The organism is Dorea longicatena, assembly GCF_025150085.1.
GTDB classification, from domain to species: domain Bacteria; phylum Bacillota; class Clostridia; order Lachnospirales; family Lachnospiraceae; genus Dorea_A; species Dorea_A longicatena.
In genome coordinates, this window is the sequence record NZ_CP102280.1 from 2,240,609 (window position 1) to 2,261,179 (window position 20,571).

Annotated in this window: 17 protein-coding genes; all 17 read right to left on the bottom strand. The window is 42.7% G+C overall.

All coding sequences use genetic code 11. From position 1 onward, the window contains the following. Positions 1-132: 132 nt before the first annotated feature. Entirely contained in the window at positions 133-1,374 is a 1,242-nt protein-coding gene (locus NQ508_RS10665) for an IS256 family transposase (protein ID WP_006426866.1), read from the bottom strand. A gap of 273 nt (positions 1,375-1,647) precedes the next feature. Further along, entirely contained in the window at positions 1,648-2,508 is an 861-nt protein-coding gene (locus NQ508_RS10670; RefSeq protein ID WP_006428475.1) for a hypothetical protein, read from the bottom strand. A gap of 58 nt (positions 2,509-2,566) precedes the next feature. Continuing rightward, positions 2,567-3,379 (bottom strand): purine-nucleoside phosphorylase, encoded by an 813-nt coding sequence (locus NQ508_RS10675; protein WP_006428474.1) that lies wholly within the window; start codon positions 3,377-3,379, stop codon positions 2,567-2,569. Beyond that, positions 3,372-4,340, bottom strand: a complete 969-nt coding sequence (gene add / locus NQ508_RS10680) for an adenosine deaminase (protein WP_006428473.1) — start codon at positions 4,338-4,340, stop codon at positions 3,372-3,374. The genes NQ508_RS10675 and add overlap by 8 nt, the downstream gene beginning before the upstream one ends. A gap of 88 nt (positions 4,341-4,428) precedes the next feature. Continuing rightward, positions 4,429-4,881, bottom strand: coding sequence for a cytidine deaminase (cdd, locus tag NQ508_RS10685; RefSeq protein ID WP_006428472.1), 453 nt, complete (start codon positions 4,879-4,881; stop codon positions 4,429-4,431). 71 nt (positions 4,882-4,952) lie between these two features. Then, the gene (gene udp / locus NQ508_RS10690) at positions 4,953-5,738 is read right to left on the bottom strand and encodes a uridine phosphorylase (protein ID WP_006428471.1); all 786 of its coding nucleotides are present in this window, start codon (positions 5,736-5,738) and stop codon (positions 4,953-4,955) included. Positions 5,739-6,018: 280 nt separating this feature from the next. Continuing rightward, positions 6,019-6,624, bottom strand: coding sequence for a cytidylate kinase-like family protein (locus tag NQ508_RS10695; RefSeq protein WP_006428470.1), 606 nt, complete (start codon positions 6,622-6,624; stop codon positions 6,019-6,021). Position 6,625: 1 nt separating this feature from the next. Beyond that, positions 6,626-8,041: an MFS transporter gene (locus NQ508_RS10700; RefSeq protein ID WP_006428469.1), complete on the bottom strand. Its 1,416-nt coding sequence runs from the start codon at positions 8,039-8,041 to the stop codon at positions 6,626-6,628. A 110-nt stretch (positions 8,042-8,151) separates the two neighbouring features. After that, on the bottom strand, positions 8,152-9,165 hold the full coding sequence (gene iolG, locus NQ508_RS10705; protein WP_006428467.1) for an inositol 2-dehydrogenase: 1,014 nt from the start codon (positions 9,163-9,165) through the stop codon (positions 8,152-8,154). Between the two features lie 128 nt (positions 9,166-9,293). After that, positions 9,294-10,193: a myo-inosose-2 dehydratase gene (gene iolE / locus NQ508_RS10710; protein WP_006428466.1), complete on the bottom strand. Its 900-nt coding sequence runs from the start codon at positions 10,191-10,193 to the stop codon at positions 9,294-9,296. A gap of 312 nt (positions 10,194-10,505) precedes the next feature. After that, positions 10,506-12,158, bottom strand: coding sequence for a response regulator transcription factor (locus NQ508_RS10715; protein ID WP_006428465.1), 1,653 nt, complete (start codon positions 12,156-12,158; stop codon positions 10,506-10,508). Then, the gene (locus tag NQ508_RS10720; RefSeq protein WP_006428464.1) at positions 12,155-13,888 is read right to left on the bottom strand and encodes a sensor histidine kinase; all 1,734 of its coding nucleotides are present in this window, start codon (positions 13,886-13,888) and stop codon (positions 12,155-12,157) included. The genes NQ508_RS10715 and NQ508_RS10720 overlap by 4 nt, the downstream gene beginning before the upstream one ends. Next, on the bottom strand, positions 13,863-14,831 hold the full coding sequence (locus NQ508_RS10725) for an ABC transporter substrate-binding protein (RefSeq protein WP_070099001.1): 969 nt from the start codon (positions 14,829-14,831) through the stop codon (positions 13,863-13,865). Before NQ508_RS10725 ends, NQ508_RS10720 begins: the two co-directional genes overlap by 26 nt. Before the next feature lie 84 nt (positions 14,832-14,915). Beyond that, a complete protein-coding gene (locus NQ508_RS10730; protein WP_022415946.1) occupies positions 14,916-15,941 on the bottom strand; it encodes a LacI family DNA-binding transcriptional regulator in 1,026 nt (341 codons plus the stop codon). Between the two features lie 194 nt (positions 15,942-16,135). After that, a complete protein-coding gene (locus NQ508_RS10735) occupies positions 16,136-16,843 on the bottom strand; it encodes a response regulator transcription factor (protein WP_006428460.1) in 708 nt (235 codons plus the stop codon). 14 nt (positions 16,844-16,857) lie between these two features. Further along, the gene (locus tag NQ508_RS10740) at positions 16,858-18,018 is read right to left on the bottom strand and encodes a HAMP domain-containing sensor histidine kinase (RefSeq protein WP_006428459.1); all 1,161 of its coding nucleotides are present in this window, start codon (positions 18,016-18,018) and stop codon (positions 16,858-16,860) included. An 88-nt stretch (positions 18,019-18,106) separates the two neighbouring features. Next, positions 18,107-20,530, bottom strand: a complete 2,424-nt coding sequence (locus NQ508_RS10745; RefSeq protein ID WP_006428458.1) for a cation-translocating P-type ATPase — start codon at positions 20,528-20,530, stop codon at positions 18,107-18,109. Between the last annotated feature and the right edge of the window lie 41 nt (positions 20,531-20,571).

Here is a 20,571-nt window from a genome sequence, read left to right on the forward strand (position 1 = left end):
AAAATGAATTAGGCTTGAATGGCATGATTGCTGTTTAAGCCTTATTTACTATTTAGCATGAATAAGCAGACATGTCAAGAACGCCCGCTGAAAACGGGCGTTTTTGACCCTTACTCATAGTTGCTTTTTATTCTATTCGAGATCTTCTGGTTGGATTCTGTCTCCAAAATATATGCAGAGCTGATCCAAGGTCTGTCCCCAATCCCATGTTTTTCCAGTCCATTTCTTTGTGATGTCGGTCATGGCAAGATACAGAATCTTAAAAAGCGAATCATCTGTCGGAAAGATGGTTTTTGATTTCGTCACTTTTCTTAATTGACGATTGAAATTCTCTATGGAATTCGTGGTATAAATTAGTTTCCTAATCTCTCCAGGGTATTTGAAATATGTAGAAAGTTGCGGCCAATTATTACGCCAGGACGCTATTGAAGATGGATATTTTCCACCCCAATTTTCTTCCAGCATATCTAACGCTTCTAATGCAAGCTGCTCTGTATCTGCCTTATAAACCAGTTTCAGGTCTTTCATGAAGGCTCTGATATCTTTGTAGGAAATAAACTTAGTGGAATAACGAATCTGATGTACAATACATCTTTGGATTTCCGCTAATGGGAAAACTGCATGAATTGCATCCACAAAACCAGTCAGTCCATCAACAGATACAATCATGATGTCTTCCACACCTCTATTTTTGATTTCATTCAGTACACCAAGCCAGTATTTTGCACTTTCATTACCGCCAATCCACATACCTAAAACTTCTTTTTGACCAGAAAGTCTGATACCTATAGCTACATATACAGCTTTCTTTACCGTTCTATTATCTTCTCGTACATAAAAATGAATGGCATCCATGAAAACGATGGCATATTTCTTCTCCAAAGGGCGATTCTGCCATTCTTTGGCAATTGGAAGAATGCGATCTGTCATGTGAGAAATCATCTCTGCAGATGCATCCACCCCATAGACATTAGAAAGGTGTGTTGATATGTCTCTGGTAGTCATTCCCTTTGCATACATGGACAGAACTTGATCTTCAATGTTAGAAATATCTGTTTGATGTTTTTTTACAATCTGTGGTTCAAATTCACCTCTGCGATCACGGGGAATATCAAGATCAATATCGCCCATCGAAGATGTAACCGTTTTATGGCTGTAACCGTTCCGGCTATCATCTGTCTCCTTATTTTGATAATCATACTTCGAATAGCCAAGTTTCTGATCCATTTCTGCTTCTAGCATTCCTTGCAGGGTATCTCCCAAAAGATCCTTCAACATTTCTTGAACATCTTGAGCATCGGTTGGTTGATAGTGTTCCAATAAGCCGTTAATAAACTCTCTTCTTTCTGGTGTCATTTTTCTTCTTCTTGCCATAAAAATATCCTCCTGAATTAATATTTATTTTAACATCAATCCAAGAGGATACATATCACGTATTTAGTTTACACAGAATTATTTACACACTCAGCTCAAACAGGCAAATTTTGAAAACCTAACGCAGAATTTTGACCCTTAAGTATTACCAACACTTTCTCCACATTCACTGGAAAGAGTTCCTGACTTTTATTCCGTGGATATAGAATGCCTGAAGAATTAAGTGGCAGAAGCGGTAGCCTTTGTAATATTGATAACATATTTACGCTCTCTTTAACAAGAAATTTTATTTTTATTATTGAACTTTTCTACTCTAGATTTAAAGACTCTTATATATTTTTCTACACCTTTAGACACCTTTAAATATTCTGCTCCTTTTTGAGACTCTTCCAACTCTCTATAATAATTCTCCCATTTTTCAACATTTCCTTCAAATCCCAATTCTTCATTATTTCTATAAATATACCTTCCTGCTGCCGGGTGTAACATTTCAATCCCATTTTTCTTTTCTAAGATTTTTCCCATTGGCTTTTCACCCGCACACCAGATAATATAATCTGGCTGCAAAATTTCAATTTCTTCTTTTATCTCGTTTTTATATTCTTCTACATAATCATTAAGTACTTTCTCATTAACTTTCTGTGATCCGCCACGTTTATTTAAATTCATAAATGCGACCTGCTTTACAGCATCTTGAATTTCTTTTCCGCTAGGTCTATTGGCATCTATTTTTTGATTTTTTGTGTACTTCTGTAACAAGTATGCCATTCTTCCAATTGATTCTTTTTGCGGTATGTTGTCAGATTTTTTTCTACACCCATTTTCATCTGTCCAAACACCCTCTTGTATAGTGCCATTAACAAATTCCCGATACCAGTATCTCTGATCGTCTATCCTATGCTCCTTTAACCATTCTTCCGTTTTATTATCCGCAATATTAGCTTCCTTAAGTACGACCAGAATTTTACAAGAAGAAACTTCATAAGCTTCAGGATCCACCATTCCATCCTTTGTAAAATGTATCCGTAATATTTCACGTCCTCCTACAGTAGTTTTTTCCCATCCTTTCTCTTCTCCCTGTTTTTTCATCCATCTCTGAAATAAATCTTCTAATTCTTTTTCTCTTTTAGTCATGATGCTACCTCTATTTTTATAAACATCCAAGATCCATGAAACTAATCTCGTTAATCAGTTAAATAGCAGCTATCACATCTGTCACAAGTTTTTCAAAATCTTTCGCTACGCGGTCCGCTGTCTCCTGAACTTCGGCGTGATTCAGTTTCGCATTGCTGACACCTGCCGCCATATTCGTAATGCAGGAGATTCCACACACTTCCATTCCCATATGTCTTGCTGCCATGGCTTCGCAGGCGGTACTCATACCGACTGCATCTGCGCCCCAGCTTCTGACCATGCGGATTTCTGCCGGTGTCTCGTAGTTTGGTCCGGTCAGCTGCACGTATACGCCTTCCTGAAGTGGTATTCCACAGTCTTTGGCACTTTTACGGATGATATCCTGCAGTTTTTTACTGTATACTTCACTCATATCCGGGAATCTGGTTCCGAGTTCTTCGATATTCGGTCCGATCAGCGGACTTGGTACTGCTGTCGTAATGTGGTCTTTGATCAGCATAAAGTCACCCGGTCTGAATGATGGATTGACTCCGCCTGCCGCATTGGTCAGAAGGATCTTCTTTGCTCCCATCATCCCCATCAGTCTGGTCGGAAGTACAACGTCCTGCATCGGGTAACCTTCATAATAATGTACCCTTCCCTGCATCAGTACAACCGGAACATCTTCCACATATCCGAATACAAACTGACCTTTATGCCCCTGAACAGTCGATACCGGAAAGTCTTCGATGTCTGTATATTTTACGATCTTTTCTATCTTGATCTTCTCGGCATAATCTCCGAGGCCCGATCCTAAGATGACTGCTTTTTCTGGTTTGAAATCCGTCTTTTCTCTTATGCTTTTTAAACATTTTTCCAGCTTTTTATACATACTTCAACATCCTTTCTTTCACCGCATCATCTGCAAATGCCACATCCACTGCGTTCCGCATCATAAGATGAATCTCTTCATCGGTGATTCTATAATTCTTCTGGATGAATTCCAGTTCTTTTGTCAGTGTCGTATTGCTGACTGTACGGTTATCGGTATTTACTGTTACCTTTAATCCGGCATTCAGGAATTCCCGCATCGGATAGTTCTTTGTACTTTCCACTGCCTTGGTCTGCAGATTACTGATCGGACACATCTCGATACCGATACCCTTTTTCTGCAATTCTTTCTGCACATCTGCGTATCCTCTCATTGCGATTCCATGTCCGATTCTTCCGGCTCCGGTTTCCACAGAATCAAGGATATTCTGTACACTTCCGCATTCACCGGCATGTAAGGTAAATGGCATGCCAAGTGCTTTCGTCTTTTTGAACAGTTCCATGAATTCTGACATTGGATACAGGCTTTCCGCCCCGGCAAGATCTGCCGCACACACGCCGTGTCCCAGATATTCTCTGGCAGTCCGCAGCATCCGGGCATTCTCTTCTTCACTGTGATGGCGCATCGCGCACGTGATCACTCCGTACTCTATGCCAAAATCGCGTTTTCCTTTTTCCAGTCCTGCAAGCAGTGCTTCGATCACTTTATTGCAGTTCATGTCCGGAGTCTCGGACAGAAGCGGAGCAAAACGGATCTCTGCATAGCATACATTTTCCTGTTTCATACTTTTTAATACATCATAACCGGCTTCTTTCAGTCCTGTCTCATCCATAATGCATTTGCCCGGAAGGTCGAATTTTTCCAAATATTCATTCAGACTTCTGCAGTCTTCGGATACACTCAGCTCACTTTGTGATACTTCCCGTCCCAGCCTCTTTTCTATAAATCCACGGCTCAGCGACCCGTCCAGATGACAATGCAGTTCTACTTTTGGTAGTGCTGTTAATTCTTCTGTTGTCATATTGCTTTTATCATTTCCTCCATTTTACATTCTTCATTTTTCTTCTATTTCAACATTCCACTTTTTTCCTGAATATTGCCTTTCCCCCTTATACGGTCTTCTTTTCTTTCAGATTTCCAGGTCCGAAGCCCAACGGCAATAACTCCTTCAACGTATAGATATCATAATGTTCTACATCCGTTGCAAGAATGATCTGAAATTCTTCCGGATCACAGAATTCCATCATCACCTGTCTGCACACTCCGCACGGCGGTGCATATTCTGTCAGGACTCCGTTCTTTCCTCCTACGATACAGATTGCATCGAATTCCTTCACGCCTTCACTTACCGCCTTGAAAAATGCCGTTCTTTCTGCACAGTTTGTCGGTGTGTATGCCGCATTTTCAATATTACATCCGGTATAAACCGTTCCATTTTTTGCCAGCAGTGCTGCCCCGACCTTGAAGCCGGAGTACGGTGTATAAGAATATTTCAACTGTTCTATCGCCGTCTCAATCAACTGACTTGTATGATATGTTTTGCTTTGTTCTGTCTTCCCCATCTTGTTTCCCCGCTTTTATATTCGTATTCCATTTCTGGTAATCAGTATTATACATGATTTTCCGAATGATTCTACTTATTTTTTTCATTATCCTGCCGGATCAGATTCCGGACTGCCCCGACCGCTGTCCTAACTGCCATATCAGTATCATGTACCACCGGATTTTCCAGTCCGAGTTTCTCTCTTTCCTGATTTGCCATAACAAGAAAGCATGCACCTGCTCTGACACGTAATTTACCGGCCACGATGAACAATGCCGCTGATTCCATCTCGGAAGCCAGACATCCCATCTTCTTCCAGGCCTCCCATTTGTTCAGCAGCTCATAGCCGACAGGCATTGCTTCCGGTTCATGCTGTCCGTAGAATGCATCCTTTGACTGTACCACTCCTGTATGCCAGGTGCAGCCATCTTCTTTTGCAGCCTGCACCAGTGCATTCGTTACTTCCAGATTGGCAACTGCCGGATATTCGATCGGTGCATATTCTTTACTTGTCCCTTCCATGCGGATCGAACCGGTCGCGATCACGATATCGCCGCTTTTTACTTCCGGCTGCATTCCACCGCAGGTTCCGATCCTGACAAATGTATCTGCCCCGCAGCGTACCAGTTCTTCCATTGCGATTGCTGCCGACGGTCCTCCGATTCCGGTCGACGTCACACTGACTTTTTCCCCGTCCAGCATTCCGGTATAAGTGGTGAATTCCCGGTTGCTTGCAACCAGCACCGGATCATCCAGATACGCAGCAATCTTTTCGCATCTGCCCGGATCTCCCGGCATGATCACATAACGTCCGACTTCACCTTTTGCAACCTGAATGTGATACTGTCTGCTTGCATCTTCTGAATAGTTTTTCATACCGATCCTTCCTTTCTGTACATTCTTATCTTACCATTATTTTACCACAATTCATATCAAAACGTTTTATATTCTGACTTTTTCACAAAAAGCTTTCAAATATAACCGTATCTGCAAGACCTGCCACTGGCAATTTCTTTCAAACACATGGTAATACAGAAAACTTGCCACTGGCAACTTTTCTTGCATACTATGGTATAAAAAAGCCAATGAGGACAGAAAAAATATATTTTTCACGTCCACACTGGCTCATCTTTTTTATGTCTGCTTTTTTATTTCTTTATTCACTTTGTACTTTCTCGATATAATCTATGATCAGATCTGCCGCATCTTCCAGGTCGATCTTACCGGTATTGATCATCAGATCATAATTCAATGGATCGCCCCATGTCCTGCCGGTATAATAATTATAATATCTCTGTCTGGATACATCTTCTTTATCCATCTCTTTCAGGGAAATGCCCTCGTATGCTTCTTTACTTCTTTTTTCTCTAAATGCATCGTCTGCATAAATGAAGATATGATAACAGTCCGGTGTATCTGCAAGTACTGCATCTGCACAGCGTCCCAGGAATACTCCTCCGAATTTATCTGCAAGTCTGTGGATCAGTGCTGCCTGCTCTTTATACATCTTATTATAGTCCGGGATGACATCGCTTCCGATTCCAAGTCCGCCGAAGAAACCGCTGTGACTGCCCGGCACCTTATATGCTTCTTCCAGAATGCTTTCCACATCCAGATCACCATTTCCGATTTTCTCTGCTGCCAGATATACGATCTGTCTGTCATAACAGCGCACCTGCATCTTCTTTGCAAGAATCTCTGCAACTTCTCTTCCGCCGCTTCCGTATTGGCGGCTGATGGTAACAATCGTATGTTCTCTCATTTTACAGTTCTCCTTTCGCTTCACGTTCGATCAGTTCTTTCATGATATCCGGATACTGTTTATCCAGATGATAGAACAGAAGTACTACAAGCACACCACCTGCAACGATCAATGGACCGCCTTTGTAAATGTTCACAATCATATGTAATGCACTGTCCGGCTGAGTGACACTTCCGGCCGCCGTACTGATGTATCCACCCATAGAAAGAAGTCCTGTCATAACTGCAGATGCCACACCGGCACCGACTTTCGTTCCGATCGAACCACCGGCAAAGATCAGACTTTCCTGACGTACATGTGTCTTCCACTGTCCGAATTCTACTACATCACCAATCATACCGAATACAACTGCATTCAGTGGAGCAAGGCCGACTGCTCTTGCAACACAACTCATCACCATCCATGGAATGCTGTATGGATTCAGGAAGTATAACAGATGACCCACCAGGGCAATGATACTTCCAGCCAGAGCAATGTTTCGCTTTCCGAACTTACGGATCAACGGTGCACATAAGAAAATACATACAACCAGTGTCAGAATTTCTGTCAGATACAGTGCACTGTAAAGCCATGTATCATTGTGGAAAATGTATTTGCAATAATATGGTAAGATCGTTCCTGATACGCTAAATGACACACTCTGGAACATCCAAAGTAATAATACAGCCCAGAAATACTGGTTGGTAAGAAGAAGTTTTAACCCTTTCTTTACCGGAACCTTTTCCGCCTTATCCTGTCCTGCGATCACAACAGTCTCTTTGCAGTTTATAAAGCAGATCAGAAGTAAGATCAGGGCGATGACTGCCCATACCGTCATCGTCTTTACCCATGCTGCCTGGTCATTACCGAATAGTTTAACCAGCGGAGTGGTACAGGTAACGGCAATAATCTTACCGAGCGGTGATAATCCCATTCGTACTACACTTAACATATCTCTTTCGGATGATACACGTGTCATCATGGCCGACAGACTTCCGTATGGAAGATTGATTGCTGTATAACATACAGTTGTACAGAAGTTATAAGTTACAAAAATATAGATCGACTGAACCACTCCCATCGTATGCGGTACAGTAAATAACAGGATCGCAGACAGCGCATATGGTACACTCATCCACAAGATCCATGGTCTTGATTTTCCCCATTTGGAATTGGTCTTTTCTACGATGATTCCCATGATCATATCGGAAAATCCATCGAAGAATCTGGATAACAGCATGATCAGACCTACGGTTGCTGCTGCCACTCCTACATAGTCTGTATAAAATAATGTCAGAAGTGTTCCGACCATACCGAATACTACATTACATGCCACGTCGCCTCCGGCATAAGATAATCTGACCGGCCATGACAGTTTTCCGTTTGCTGCATTGTTCGCCTTTTTTTCTTCCACGTCTCTTCTCTCCTTTTCCTCCATAAAATGACTTCCTTTTCCGGTTCATTTCATGTCTCTCTTGATATGCGAAAAGATCTGTAAATTCATGCTTCACAGATCTTTTCTTTTTTATGCCTTATACTACTTATATTCTAGACTGTGATCTCAGATATTTTAACCGGACGGTGTTCTTCCAGAGATTTCTTAGCTGCAAGTCCCATCAGTACCGGCTGCAGTCCGTCCATAACGCCAAGCGGTGTGTCTGTATCATTTTCGATTGCTTCAATGAAGCACTTGATCTCTTTTGCATAAGCTGCCATGTAACGCTCCAGGAAGAAATATAATGGTTTCTCACCTGTTACGCCATCTGCATTGCTGATGACTGCGGATGATGTAGAGTCATTGGATACGGCAACCATTCCTTTGGATCCGAATACTTCGGCTCTCTGGTCATATCCGTAAGCTGCTTTTCTGGAGTTATCGATCACTGCGATCGCACCATTTTCCATCTTCAGTGTGATGACTGCCGTATCTACATCTCCGGCTTCTCCGATTGCAGGGTCTACCAGTACGGCTGCCTCTACGTATACTTCTGTTGCATTGCATCCTGCAAGGAAACGTACCATATCAAAATCATGGATTGTCATGTCAAGGAAGATTCCTCCGGATACTTTTACATAGTCTGCACATGGCGGCTCCGGATCTCTGGATGTGATCTTGATGATATGTGTATCTCCGATCTTTCCGTCTGCTACTGCTTTCTGTACTGCTTCAAAGTTATGGTCAAATCTTCTGTTGAATCCAACCTGGTATTTTACATTGCTGTCTTTTAATGCATCGATGACTTCTTTGATCTTTGCTACATCATGATCGATTGGTTTCTCACAGAATACATGCTTTCCAGCTTTGATTGCCTCTACCGAAATTGGTGAATGTGTATCTGTGGATGAGCAGATCAGCACTGCATCGATCTCCGGGTCTGCAAGGATTTCTTTATAATCCTTTGTAACTGCTTCTACGCCCATGTCTTTTGCCCATTTTGCAGTCTCATCATTCATGAATGGGTCTGCAAGCATCTTGACTTTTGCATCCTTTACCTGTGTGCAGATACTTTCTACATGTACTTTTCCGATTCTTCCTGCTCCGATAATTCCTACGTTAACCATTTTTTCTTCTCCTTTTCGCGTTTATAATCTTTTTATTTCTATATTTTTGTTCAGTTCCGTTTTTATCCCTTTGGAAAATCTCCCGGTATTTTTCCTGGATGATTTTGTCTGCAGATTGTATTTTTCTTCTATAATCCTGTCTTTTCAGAAATGAACTTTCTTGCTTTCAGTGCATATTCCAGTGGATTGGCTTTTGCCGGATCCTGTTCTGCCTCTACTACCATGTATCCGGTATATCCTGATTCTTCCAGAACTTTGAAAATTGGATCAAAATCAATATCGCCGTCTCCAGGTACTGTGAACGTTCCCATTCTGACTCCGTCTAAGAAACTTAATTCTTCTTTCTTTACTTTCTCTACCATGTCTTTTCTGATGTCTTTCAGATGTACATGTTTGATTCTGTCTGCGTATTTCTTCACCATTTCCAGTGGGTCTTCTCCACAGTATGCGAAATGTCCGGTATCGAATAAGAGACTTACATATTCCGGATCCGTATTGTCCATCATGCGCTCTACTTCATCTGCATTCTGTACAACCGTTCCCATATGATGATGGAAGGTAAGTGCAATTCCGTATTCCTCTTTTGCGATCTTTCCAAGCTTGTTCATTCCGTCACAGAATATCTTCCACTCTTCATCATTCATCACATATTTGTGTCCGAAGATCGGTGTATCAAGCATGCCCTGTACGCTGTAGCTCTGCTCGGAAGCTCCGATCACTTTTGCTCCCATTTCTTTTAAGTATGCAAGCTGTGCACGGAACTCTTTTTCTACTTCTTCGAATGGCTTTGTGATCAGGAATGCTGAGAACCACTGGTTGCAGATCTCTACACCTCGAAGATCCAGTGCATGTTTCAGGACTTTCGTATCTTTTGGATATTTGTTGCCGACTTCCGATCCTGTGAATCCTGCAAGTGCCATCTCGCTTACGCACTGTTCAAATGTATTCTCACTTCCAAGGTCCGGCATGTCGTCATTGGTCCATGCGATTGGTGCGATTCCAAGTTTTACTTTCTTTTTGTCAAACATTTTTCTTACCTCTTTCTTTATGATGTTTTTTCTATGTCTTTCATGTTTTTCTTTGTAACTATATAATACTAAGGATCCGCCTGTTCCGGCATTGGGAGAATCTTTTGAAATGTGTACTTTATTTTTAGATGGTATTTTTCTGATTTTTGTGTCTTTTTTTCAGGTATTGCTTTCCACACTTTTTGTGTCTTTTTTTTGGGTTTTATTTTTTGATTTTTCTTTGTGCTTTCTTTTTTGCCAGGTATTTGCACGCAAAAAAAGATACAGTTGCTTTTTCCTTTACATATAGAAAAACAACTGTATCTTTTATTTTTAAGAATGCTTCCGGTACTGCGCCGGGCTCATCCCCTCTGCTTTTTTAAATACTTTTGAAAAATAATGGTAATCATTGAATCCCGATTCTTCTGCTACCTGCCACATCTTAAGATTGGTCTCTCTTAATAACTTCTTCGCATGTTCCATCCGCAGATTCAATAGATAGTTGGCAAATCCAATCCCCATCTCCTGACTGAACAGATAACTCAGATAGGTGCTGTTCACGCCTGCCGCTTCTGCCGCATCACCAAGTCCCACTGCTTCCCGGTAATGTCTCGCCGCATAATCCGCTGCAATCTTAACTGCCTGGCTTAAATCTTCCGGGATATTCGGTTCGCCACATTCAAATGCCTGCTCTGCCAGATGTTCCAGCTCTTTTTTCACCTCTCCGATATAGCCAAAATGCTGGTCCGCCCTTGAGCCGTCTACCTGTAACTTATGTTCCAGCTTCCGGAACCACTGCCGTACCAGCTGACTGTCGCACCGCTCTTTTTTGAACGCCTGTATTACTGTCCCGGCCATGAGAAGAAATTTATCCTTTTCACTTTTCTTCTTTAACAGCTCTGCCTCCTCCAAAAGTGTTTCTGCTTCTTTCGGAAGTTCTTTTCCCATCGCTCTATCTGCTTCATAATAGGCAATTCCATCCTTTTCATAGAAACTATTCTTTATCATCATCCTTGCCTGCTGATATGCCTGGCGAAGTGCATCTGCTCCAATACAGATATTACTGACACCGATCTTGTAGGCTTCCTCTTCTTCCGCACAGATCTTATAACACGCCGATGCCGTTCCGGTCAGATGCTGATACATCACACTGCTTTTGTATTCATCTGACAGATCCAGAAAGCAACAATATGTTCCATTTCCTAGATAGATCATTTCTTTTTCCGTCTCGGATTCGCCGGGTCTTGACTGTAACTTTTCCTGCATACGCCTGTAGAATTCCAGACTATACTGCTCTTTTCTTGCTTCTTCCAGCGGATCCTCGGTATACTCTGTTTCTTCTCTTTTGATCACGATCACTGCACTGTTCTTATATTTTCCACGTATTCCTGCCCGGATTCTTTTTTCTTCCCGTTCCTCTCCGGACAGGGTTCCCGCCAGGATCTGGTTAAAAAACAGGAATTTTTCATTCATATTTCCTGTCTGATCCGACTTCTCTCCCGTTTTCCCGTCAGCATCTGCATTGTTATCTTCTTCTGGATCCTTTTTCATATCCGCATGTTCCTGCGTCTGCTGTTTCTGATCTTTCACACCTGCTTCTTCCTTGCTCTGCCGGATATGTTCTTCCGCCGCTTCAAGAACCGTATACAGACTTTCTTCATTCAGTGTATTCTTTAATACATACTCGTCTGCTCCTTCTTTCATCGCCTTTTTCACATATTCGAATTCATCATGACAGCTAAGTACGATCACATAGATGTCCGGATATTTTCTCCGGATTTCCCGGATCAGTTCGATCCCGTCCATCAGCGGCATTGCAATATCAGTAACAACCAGATCTATCTTTTCCCGGTCCAACACCTCCAGTGCTTCTTCCCCATCTCTTACATCCGCCGTAATCTCAAATCCTGCCTTTTCCCATGACGACAACATCTTCAGATAACTCCGCACAAGAAAGTCATCGTCCGCCAGTAATGCTTTTCTCATGATTCTTCATCCTCACTTCTGTTCACAGGCAGATAGATCGTTGCCTCTGTACCTTCTCCGCTGCTTTTCAGCGAAAGCTTTGCCTGTGTTCCATAATATAATTGCAGTCTTTCCTGAATATTCGGTATTCCGACTGCCGTAAGTCCCTTCGTCTTCTTTCCCTTCTTTTTCAATAATTCTTCAATCTGTTCCTGTGTCATTCCTCTTCCGTTATCCCTGACCTTCATATAAAGTCTGGAGCCGGAAGTATACGCTTCTATCGTTAAATGTTTTCTGTTATTTTTCAGATCCAGTCCATGAATCAACGCATTTTCTACAAGGGGCTGTAAGATCAGTCTTGGTATCAGACATTGCTCTGCTTCGCGCTCTATCGCGTAAGCTGCCTGATATTCTTCTCCATTGCGGAATTCCTGCAGATGAATATAATTCTTCAACACCTGTATTTCCTCTGCAACAGTCAGAAATGTGCCCTTTTTCCGTATACATGTCTGCAATAACTCTACAAAATCCCCGATGACCGTTGCAATCTCTTTCTCATTGTGGATCATTGCATAACACTTGATCGAATTCAGTGTATTATACATAAAATGCGGTGTGATCTGATACTGCAGTGCCTCCAGTTCCGCATCCTTTTTCTTCTTTTCTTCCTGAATAAGCTGTCCGATCAGTTCTTCGATCCGGTCTAACATCCGGTTAAATTCTTCCGCAGCAAGACCAATCTCGTCTTTGGATACGACCTCTGCCCTGGTGTCCATCTCGCCATCCGCAATTGACTGCATTGCAGTCATCAGCTTTCTCACCGGTTTATAGACAATCCTTGAAATGTATATCGCCGCCAGCATTGCGATCAGCCCGAACACGGCCGCCACACCGAATACATATTTCCGCATCTGCGCCAGGTCACCTAATACGGCACTTCTCTTTACACTGGCAAAAATTCCGCAGCCGGAAAAGCTTCCTTCACAGTAAATGTATATATTTTCTTTATCTGCCCCGGTAACTTCAGAATGACTGATAAAATTTTTATACTTCTTTACCGGAAATTTATTGCCCATCCGGGACTGCTCTCTGGCTGCAATGATCCTGCCGTCTTCGATCAGTTCGATCTGTCCCAGTTCCTGATTCGACGGATCTTCCAGATAATCATATCTTAAGTTCTGTTCTTCGATATTCGCACACAGATAACCGATCACCTGTCCATCTTCTCCGGTTACCTTTTCCGTAAACTGTAATAATTTATCTTTGCTGTGCACCAGATCATCCATGATCGCCGGTCCGCCATTTTTTCCACATAGTGTTTCAAATTGACGAAGGTTATCCTCCTTAAGTCCACTTCTGTACACCGGATAATCCAGCGTTGTAACAAACTGACTCTCGCCTGGGATCACCAGATACATACTGGAGATTGCCTGATCCATCTTGGAAAATGTACGTAATCTTGTTGAGATATTGTTCAGCCGTTTCTCATCTTTGTCATTCAGATATTGTTCCAGTTCCTCTTTGATCTCTTTGTCACAGGATGCTTTGATATCGATATTGCATACATTTTTTAACATATCATCTACGGTATCCGTAAGCAGCCTGGTTCTCTGACTGAGCACTGTTATGTAATTTTCCTCAATCATCCGGGATGACCTTCCATAAAATACGAAAGCCATGGCTGCTGCCGTAAGCAGTGTGATCCCGGTGATTGCGATCAGGACCTTACTTCTTATACTTCTGACTTTCATCTTTTTTTCTGTACTCCTTTACATTGTCCTGTGTCAGTATCTCTGCATTCAGATAATACTTCTTTTTCAGATGCTTTCCGTTCCGCAGATTCTGGATATAGTGAATCGTTTCATAACCAATCTCATATCCCGACTGTGCCGCAAGCGCCAAGATCTGCCCATTTTCTACTGCCTTAAGGGAATCTTCCTGTTCATCCACTGCCACAATTTTGATATCAGTATCTTTCAATTCATCAACAAGTCCCATCGCAGTGACAGCACTGGTCGCCATAATTCCCCTGATTTGCGGATATTGTCCCATAAGATCCCGTACTTTCTGTTCCGACATCTGCAGATTGGCATAGCCGCTTTCTACGAACTTCACCGTCATCTCCGGTTCGGACTTCATATATTCTTCAAATCCTTCCACACGTTCTCTGTGGCCTTTCTGTTTTAAATCACCTGCCACAATTCCTACCTGGCCTTTGTGGTCTAACTGTTCTGCCAGTTCCTGTGCCAGCTGATATCCTGTCTTATGATTGTCGATTCCGATATATGGAAGTTCTCCGCCCACCATTCCATTGTCAAAACATACTGCCGTAATCTTCTTTTTCTCTATTTCATCCAGATAGTCCGGAACATGATAAGAGTCAATCGGTGCAACTGCCAGCGCATCCACATTCTGATCGATCAGCTTTTCCACCTGCTTTTCCTGAACTTCCCGGTCCAGTTCCGAATCCGGAGCAAGCGTGATCACATCCATGTCATATTTTGCAGCTGCCGCTTCCATGCCGGAATTCACCGACATCCAGTACTCACTGGTATTGGATTTGGTTACAACTCCTACCACATACCGGTCTTTTGCCTTCTGCCAGGAACTGTGATTACTGCAGCCGCAGCACAGAATTACCGTCATGAGTAATAAAGCTGATATCTGTTTTCCTCTTCTCTGTCTTATTATCATTCTAATCATCCCTTTATCTGCAAAACCTGCCACTGGCACCTTCTCTTGCATCTCTGGTATCAGGGCTGTGTACCCCGGATTATCTTACAGGTTGTATTTTGTCTTAATATCGATTCCTGTATACAGATATTCTGTGTCCGGATAGGTTCCGTTCAACAAGATATCTGCAAGGATCCTCGGCGGCCGGTATCCCTGTTCGAACCCATTCTGATCGATCAGGAAATCTGCGGTTCCTTCTTTTAACAGTGTTTCATTCTTTGCAGTCTGGTCATAGATCACAACATATGGCCGCTGCTCTACACCAAGTTTGCGGAATGCCTCGACGATGCCTTCCTGTCCGCCGGATACCACAAAGATTCCGTTAATCCCGGATATACTCATCATGGCATTCTCTATAATGTGTTCCACTTCATCTGCATTGTTAAAGCTTCCCTGCACGCCGGCAATCTCAAGCTTTGGTGAAATATTCTTTATCTCTTCTACGAATCCGTCTACACGAGAGTTATTCAGCATACTGCTGAAATATCCGGTAATGACAAGGATCTTTCCGACGCCTCTGGTCATCATCCCGAATAACCCTGCTGCTGTCTGCCCGCTTAACTTATTATCCATTCCGACAAAACAGCATCTCTTTGTTCCTACGATATCCGAGTTGAATGTCACGACCGGAATCTTCTTTTCATTCACCAGCCAGTTTAATTTCTCCCTGACGCCTTCGGTATCTACCGGCATCAGTGCCAGTCCCTGGATTCCTTCTTTCACCAGTTCGTCAATTGCACGCAACTGGTCCTCTTCACGAACGGAAGTATTCTCTTTTACGATCACTTCTACGCCAAGTTCTTCCAGTTCTTTTTTTCCGGTCTGTATTCCTCTTTTGACTTCCAGCATGAAGGAAGATCCCGAAAGCTGTGTTACGATCCCGATCTTTTTCTTTCCTCCGGCACTTTTCTGTCTCTTTCTTGCTTTGTGCACATATCCCATCTCTTCGGCGGTTCTTTTCACCATTTCTGCCACTTCCGGGTTGATCCGGCCGCGGTTATTAAGTGCCCGGTCTACGGTTCCTCTTGATACACCTGCTTTTTCGGCGATCTGTTGTATTGTTACTGACATATACGCTCTCCTTATAACTACTGATTCACTGTGTAAATCTCTGATTTCTTATCTTGCATACTATACTATAATAATATCACGCACTCAAAAAGCACGCAATATCCCACTGCGTGCTTTTCTTATTTCGTAACATTTTACAATTCTGTTCTCTCTGTAACAGGCCTTACCTCCTGTTTTTCGGCATATTGCCGATACTATCTATTCAGGCGGTATCCTGCTCCCCATACTGTCTCTATGATCTTCGGATCTCTCGGATCGTCTTCCAGTTTTTCTCTTAACCGGTTGATATGCACCGATACGGTTGCCGCATCCGACACATAATCGAATCCCCATATCTTTTCAAATAATGCTTCCTTTGAAAATACAATGTTCGGATTCTTTGCCAGAAATACGAGAAGTTCAAATTCCCTGTGAGGAAGCTTCACTTCTTCTCCTGCTTTCCATACTCTCCATGTCTGCGGCTCAATCACGACATCTTCTACTTTGATCTGCTCCTGTGCATTTTCTTTCTCTTCTCTTTCTTTATGCCTGGTCGTCAGCCTTTCATAACGCTTCAGATGTGAACGTACTCTTGCGACAAGCTGTGACGGATCAAATGGCTTCGTGATATAATCATCCGCACCAAGTCCCAGTCCCCTGATCACATCAACGCCTTCTGTCCGTGCCGTCACCATAAGGATCGGAATGTCTATCTCATCCCTGATCTTCCTGCAGATATCATATCCGCTGCATCCCGGAAGCATCAGATCCAGAAGTATCAGGTCATAATGATTCGTTTTCAATTCGGAAAGTGCCTTTTTCCCGTCTTCAATGATTTTTGTCTCATATCCGTTACTCTCCAGATAATCACTTTCTAACTGTGCAATCTTCCTGTCATCTTCTACGATCAGTATTCTGGACATCCTACATTCACTCCTCACATATTTTTATCAGCTCTTGGAAAGCGCAGTATCAATTTCAGCCCGCCGTCATTCACAGCTTCCACACTTCCTCCATGCTCTTCCATAATGTATTTTACCACATAAAGTCCGACACCGCTTCCCTTCTTTGTTCTGGCCTCATCGCATCTGTAAAACCTGTCAAATATCCTGCCGATCTTTTCTTCCGGCACGCCGTCTCCGTTATCTTTCCATTCCAGGATTACATGACTTTCATCCTTTCTGACACGCAGCCAGATCTCCACCGGTTTTCTTTCTACATATTTCCTGCTGTTCTCCAGAAGGTTCTCCAGTATACGTTGGATCTGCTCTATATCCACATTGACATCCGGAAGGATTTCTTCTTCCTGTTCCATTACAAGCTGGACTTCGGACGGATCCAGGGTCTTTTCTTTTTGTGCTGTGAATCCCTGTACATATTCTGCAAGATCGATCTGTATCATATGAACTGGCATCTGCCCGCTTTCCATTCTGGAGAAATCGAACAATTTCTGTAGCAAGATATTCATATCTTCCGTAGATTCATAGGCCGTCTCCAGATACATTGTCCGTTTGTCTTCCGTATTTGCCACACCATCCAGAACCCCTTTGATATAGCCCCGGATTGACGTAAGCGGAGTTCTTAGATCGTGAGAGATTCCTGTTACCATATCTGTCCTTGCCTTTTCATTCCGTTCCCGTATCTTCTGATCTTCCAGAATTGTCCTCTGCATCTCATTGAACGCACGGCAGACCCGTTCGAACTCTTCCTGTCCTTCATATACGATCTCTTCTTCCAGATTGCCGTCCTGGATCCTTTTTGCACCTTCAACCAGGCAGTCTAACGGCTCCATGACAAGACGGTTCATTCTTTTTGTAAATATGGATGCCAGGAGAAGCAATGCCAGAATCGCTATAATGCCTACAACCAGCACGATCAGTACCAGAAATGAAAAAGACTCCCGGATGGCTTCTTTCCCGATATCCTTCGAGATATCCCATACATCCCCGTCCATCTTTTCATATCCGATCTCTTCAAATGTTCTTTCAAATCTGTCTTCACATGCTCCTATCACAGCTGTTCCGATTAGAAGCAGCGTAACCATCGACAGGAATAAAAACAGCATATTGGAACGAAATAATTTCTTTTTTAACGGCATAGCTTCTCACCTTCTTGTTGTTCTTATCTCTTTTCTTCATCATAGCATATTCTTATCTTCTATGCATTGCCGGTCTGCAGATTTTACTTTACGCTTCTCTTTTTATTTTTTTCTTACGCATATGTGCTTTGTATTCTTCCTGCTGTCCTCTTAAATTTAATATGATCAGCAGTCCGGCAACCGATGTAAGACTTCCGATCAGGAAATGTCCCCACATTGCAACCGACATCGCACTGATCTCAAATAATCCCGGCAGGATCACAAGTGCTCCAAATGTTCCACATATCATTGTAACACAGATAAATCCACGCAATACATTAAACGGAATACAACTGCGGATCACTGCTGTCATGGAAATAATAATCAGTGTCAGGTACATGATTGTCTGTTTCTCGCCGGATGCCATCGGAAGAAAGAGCGTTGTAACACCTATCATCACCGCGGCCACAATTCCGAATGGTGCCGCATTCCAGATCGCAGTGGAAAGGAATCTTCCTTTGATCCGTCTCGTATCTGATTCCAGAATTGTCAGGAAGGACGGATAAGCTTCTATACACGCATCGATCAATGTAATCTGTATCGGAATGAATGGAAATGGCGTATTCGTAAGGACACAGAAGATGGATACCAGTACCGAATAAATCGTTTTTATAAAGAATACTCCTGCTGTTCTTGTTACATTATGGATGACCTTTCTTCCTTCCATTACTACCTGCGGAAGGTGTGTAAAGTCAGAATCCATAAGGACAACCTGCGCGATCTGTCTGCTTGCATCACTTCCGTCTGCAATTGCGATCGAACAATCTGCTTCTCTGAGTGCGAGAAGATCATTCACTCCGTCTCCGGTCATTGCCACCTTGTGCCCCTGTCTCTGGAATGCCTTTACCAGTTCCTGCTTCTGCTTAGGTGTCACTCTTGCAAATACGGTATACTCCCGGCAGATTGCATCATAATCCGGCTCCTCACCGACGGATGACATATCAATTGCATCTGCCCATCCTCTCAGCCCTGCACGTTTTGCTATCATAGCAACTGTCTTGACATGATCGCCGGAAATGACTTTGACATCTACTCCCTGTCTGTGGAAAAATTCCAGTGTCTCTTTTGCATTGCGACGGATCTGATCCTCAAGCACGACACCGTATAATGGCTGGATCTGTGCCGGTAAATGTTCCTCATCTTTCCATTCTCCGTCATAATATCCGATCGCTACCAGTCTTCTTCCATGCTCCAGTTCATTTTCCAGACTTTCCGGAAGTGTTCCAAGAATCCGCTCCGGTGCACCGACAAAAACGGTTCCCTTTCCAATAAAACTGATACTTCCCCATTTTCGTTTTGATGAAAAGGATATTTTATTCTTTATAAAGTACGTTTTATCTGTCCTGTCATTATATTTTTCTTTATATCTGATATTTTTTTCTTCCACATTTTTCTCTTCAGACTTCTTCTCCGCAAATGCTTTTTTCAGTGCCTGGAATGTTGCATTATTATCATCACTTGCATCCAGATAAGCCCGTACCAACTGTTTTTCTTCATCTTCCGTCAGATTAATTTCTTCATCTCGGTCCATCGGGATCACATATTTTACTTTCAGTTTTCCATCTGTAATGGTTCCGGTCTTATCCAGACACAGCACATCTACATGCGCCAGTGTTTCCAGTGAATAGATATTCTGAACCAGGATTTTCATCTTCGCCAGACGGATCACACCGGTTGCCAGTGATACAGAGATCAGTAACACCAGTCCTTTTGGAAGCATTCCGAGAAGTGCCGCCGCTGAAGCGACAACCGATTCATTTACCGGTGCTTTCCGCAATACAAACGCTTCTAAGAATAAGAGGATTCCAAGTGGAATAATCAAGCTACTTGTAAATCTTGTAACCTTTCTCATAGAGCCTAATAGCTCTGACTGTACCTGCTTTTCTTTTTTTACTTCGTTTACAAGACTAGTTGCATAGTTATCATTTCCTACATGGATGACTTCCGCACAGGCCTTACCGGAAATCACGGAACTTCCTGAATATAACGTACTTCCCACTTCCTTTATCACAGGATCACTTTCTCCTGTCAGAAGGGATTCATTGACCTCCAGACTGCCGCTTGTAACAATACTGTCATTGCAGATCTGGCTTCCGCTTTCCAGGATCACGATATCTCCTTTTACGATATCTTTTAATTCAATCTCCTGATCTTCGCCTTCTCTTCTTACTTTTATAGCTGGCCGGTTCAGAATAGATAATTCATCTACCAGTTTCTTGGCTTTGCATTCCTGTGCGATCCCAATCACGATATTCAGTATAATGATCGCGATGAAGATCATGTTGGTATACGCTCCCACTGCGAATAACAATCCTGCAATGATGAAATTCAACAGATTGAATAATGTCAGCACATTTTCCCGGATGATCTGTTTCTTGCTTTTTGTAATGCTTTCCGGTTCTTGCTCTCCTTCGCCTTTTTTCCTTTTTTCTTCTACTTCCTGCATGGACAGACCATATATCTTTTTTTCCATAATACAATCCCCTCCTGTACGACTTGACTTTTTTCAGTCTC

What these genes read in the sequence shown, in the direction of transcription:
- NQ508_RS10735 (WP_006428460.1), bottom strand. Translation starts at nt 16,843, where the DNA reads ATGTCCAGAATACTGATCGTAGAAGATGACAGGAAGATTGCACAGTTA.
- add (WP_006428473.1), bottom strand. Translation starts at nt 4,340, where the DNA reads ATGACAACAGAAGAATTAACAGCACTACCAAAAGTAGAACTGCATTGT.
- iolE (WP_006428466.1), bottom strand. Translation starts at nt 10,193, where the DNA reads ATGTTTGACAAAAAGAAAGTAAAACTTGGAATCGCACCAATCGCATGG.
- cdd (WP_006428472.1), bottom strand. Translation starts at nt 4,881, where the DNA reads ATGGGGAAGACAGAACAAAGCAAAACATATCATACAAGTCAGTTGATT.
- NQ508_RS10725 (WP_070099001.1), bottom strand. Translation starts at nt 14,831, where the DNA reads ATGATAATAAGACAGAGAAGAGGAAAACAGATATCAGCTTTATTACTC.
- NQ508_RS10695 (WP_006428470.1), bottom strand. Translation starts at nt 6,624, where the DNA reads ATGAGAGAACATACGATTGTTACCATCAGCCGCCAATACGGAAGCGGC.
- NQ508_RS10675 (WP_006428474.1), bottom strand. Translation starts at nt 3,379, where the DNA reads ATGTATAAAAAGCTGGAAAAATGTTTAAAAAGCATAAGAGAAAAGACG.
- NQ508_RS10700 (WP_006428469.1), bottom strand. Translation starts at nt 8,041, where the DNA reads ATGGAGGAAAAGGAGAGAAGAGACGTGGAAGAAAAAAAGGCGAACAAT.
- NQ508_RS10720 (WP_006428464.1), bottom strand. Translation starts at nt 13,888, where the DNA reads ATGAAAGTCAGAAGTATAAGAAGTAAGGTCCTGATCGCAATCACCGGG.
- iolG (WP_006428467.1), bottom strand. Translation starts at nt 9,165, where the DNA reads ATGGTTAACGTAGGAATTATCGGAGCAGGAAGAATCGGAAAAGTACAT.
- NQ508_RS10670 (WP_006428475.1), bottom strand. Translation starts at nt 2,508, where the DNA reads ATGACTAAAAGAGAAAAAGAATTAGAAGATTTATTTCAGAGATGGATG.
- NQ508_RS10715 (WP_006428465.1), bottom strand. Translation starts at nt 12,158, where the DNA reads ATGAGAAAAGCATTACTGGCGGACGATGACTTTCTTGTGCGGAGTTAT.
- NQ508_RS10740 (WP_006428459.1), bottom strand. Translation starts at nt 18,018, where the DNA reads ATGCCGTTAAAAAAGAAATTATTTCGTTCCAATATGCTGTTTTTATTC.
- NQ508_RS10730 (WP_022415946.1), bottom strand. Translation starts at nt 15,941, where the DNA reads ATGTCAGTAACAATACAACAGATCGCCGAAAAAGCAGGTGTATCAAGA.
- NQ508_RS10665 (WP_006426866.1), bottom strand. Translation starts at nt 1,374, where the DNA reads ATGGCAAGAAGAAGAAAAATGACACCAGAAAGAAGAGAGTTTATTAAC.
- udp (WP_006428471.1), bottom strand. Translation starts at nt 5,738, where the DNA reads ATGAAAAACTATTCAGAAGATGCAAGCAGACAGTATCACATTCAGGTT.
- NQ508_RS10745 (WP_006428458.1), bottom strand. Translation starts at nt 20,530, where the DNA reads ATGGAAAAAAAGATATATGGTCTGTCCATGCAGGAAGTAGAAGAAAAA.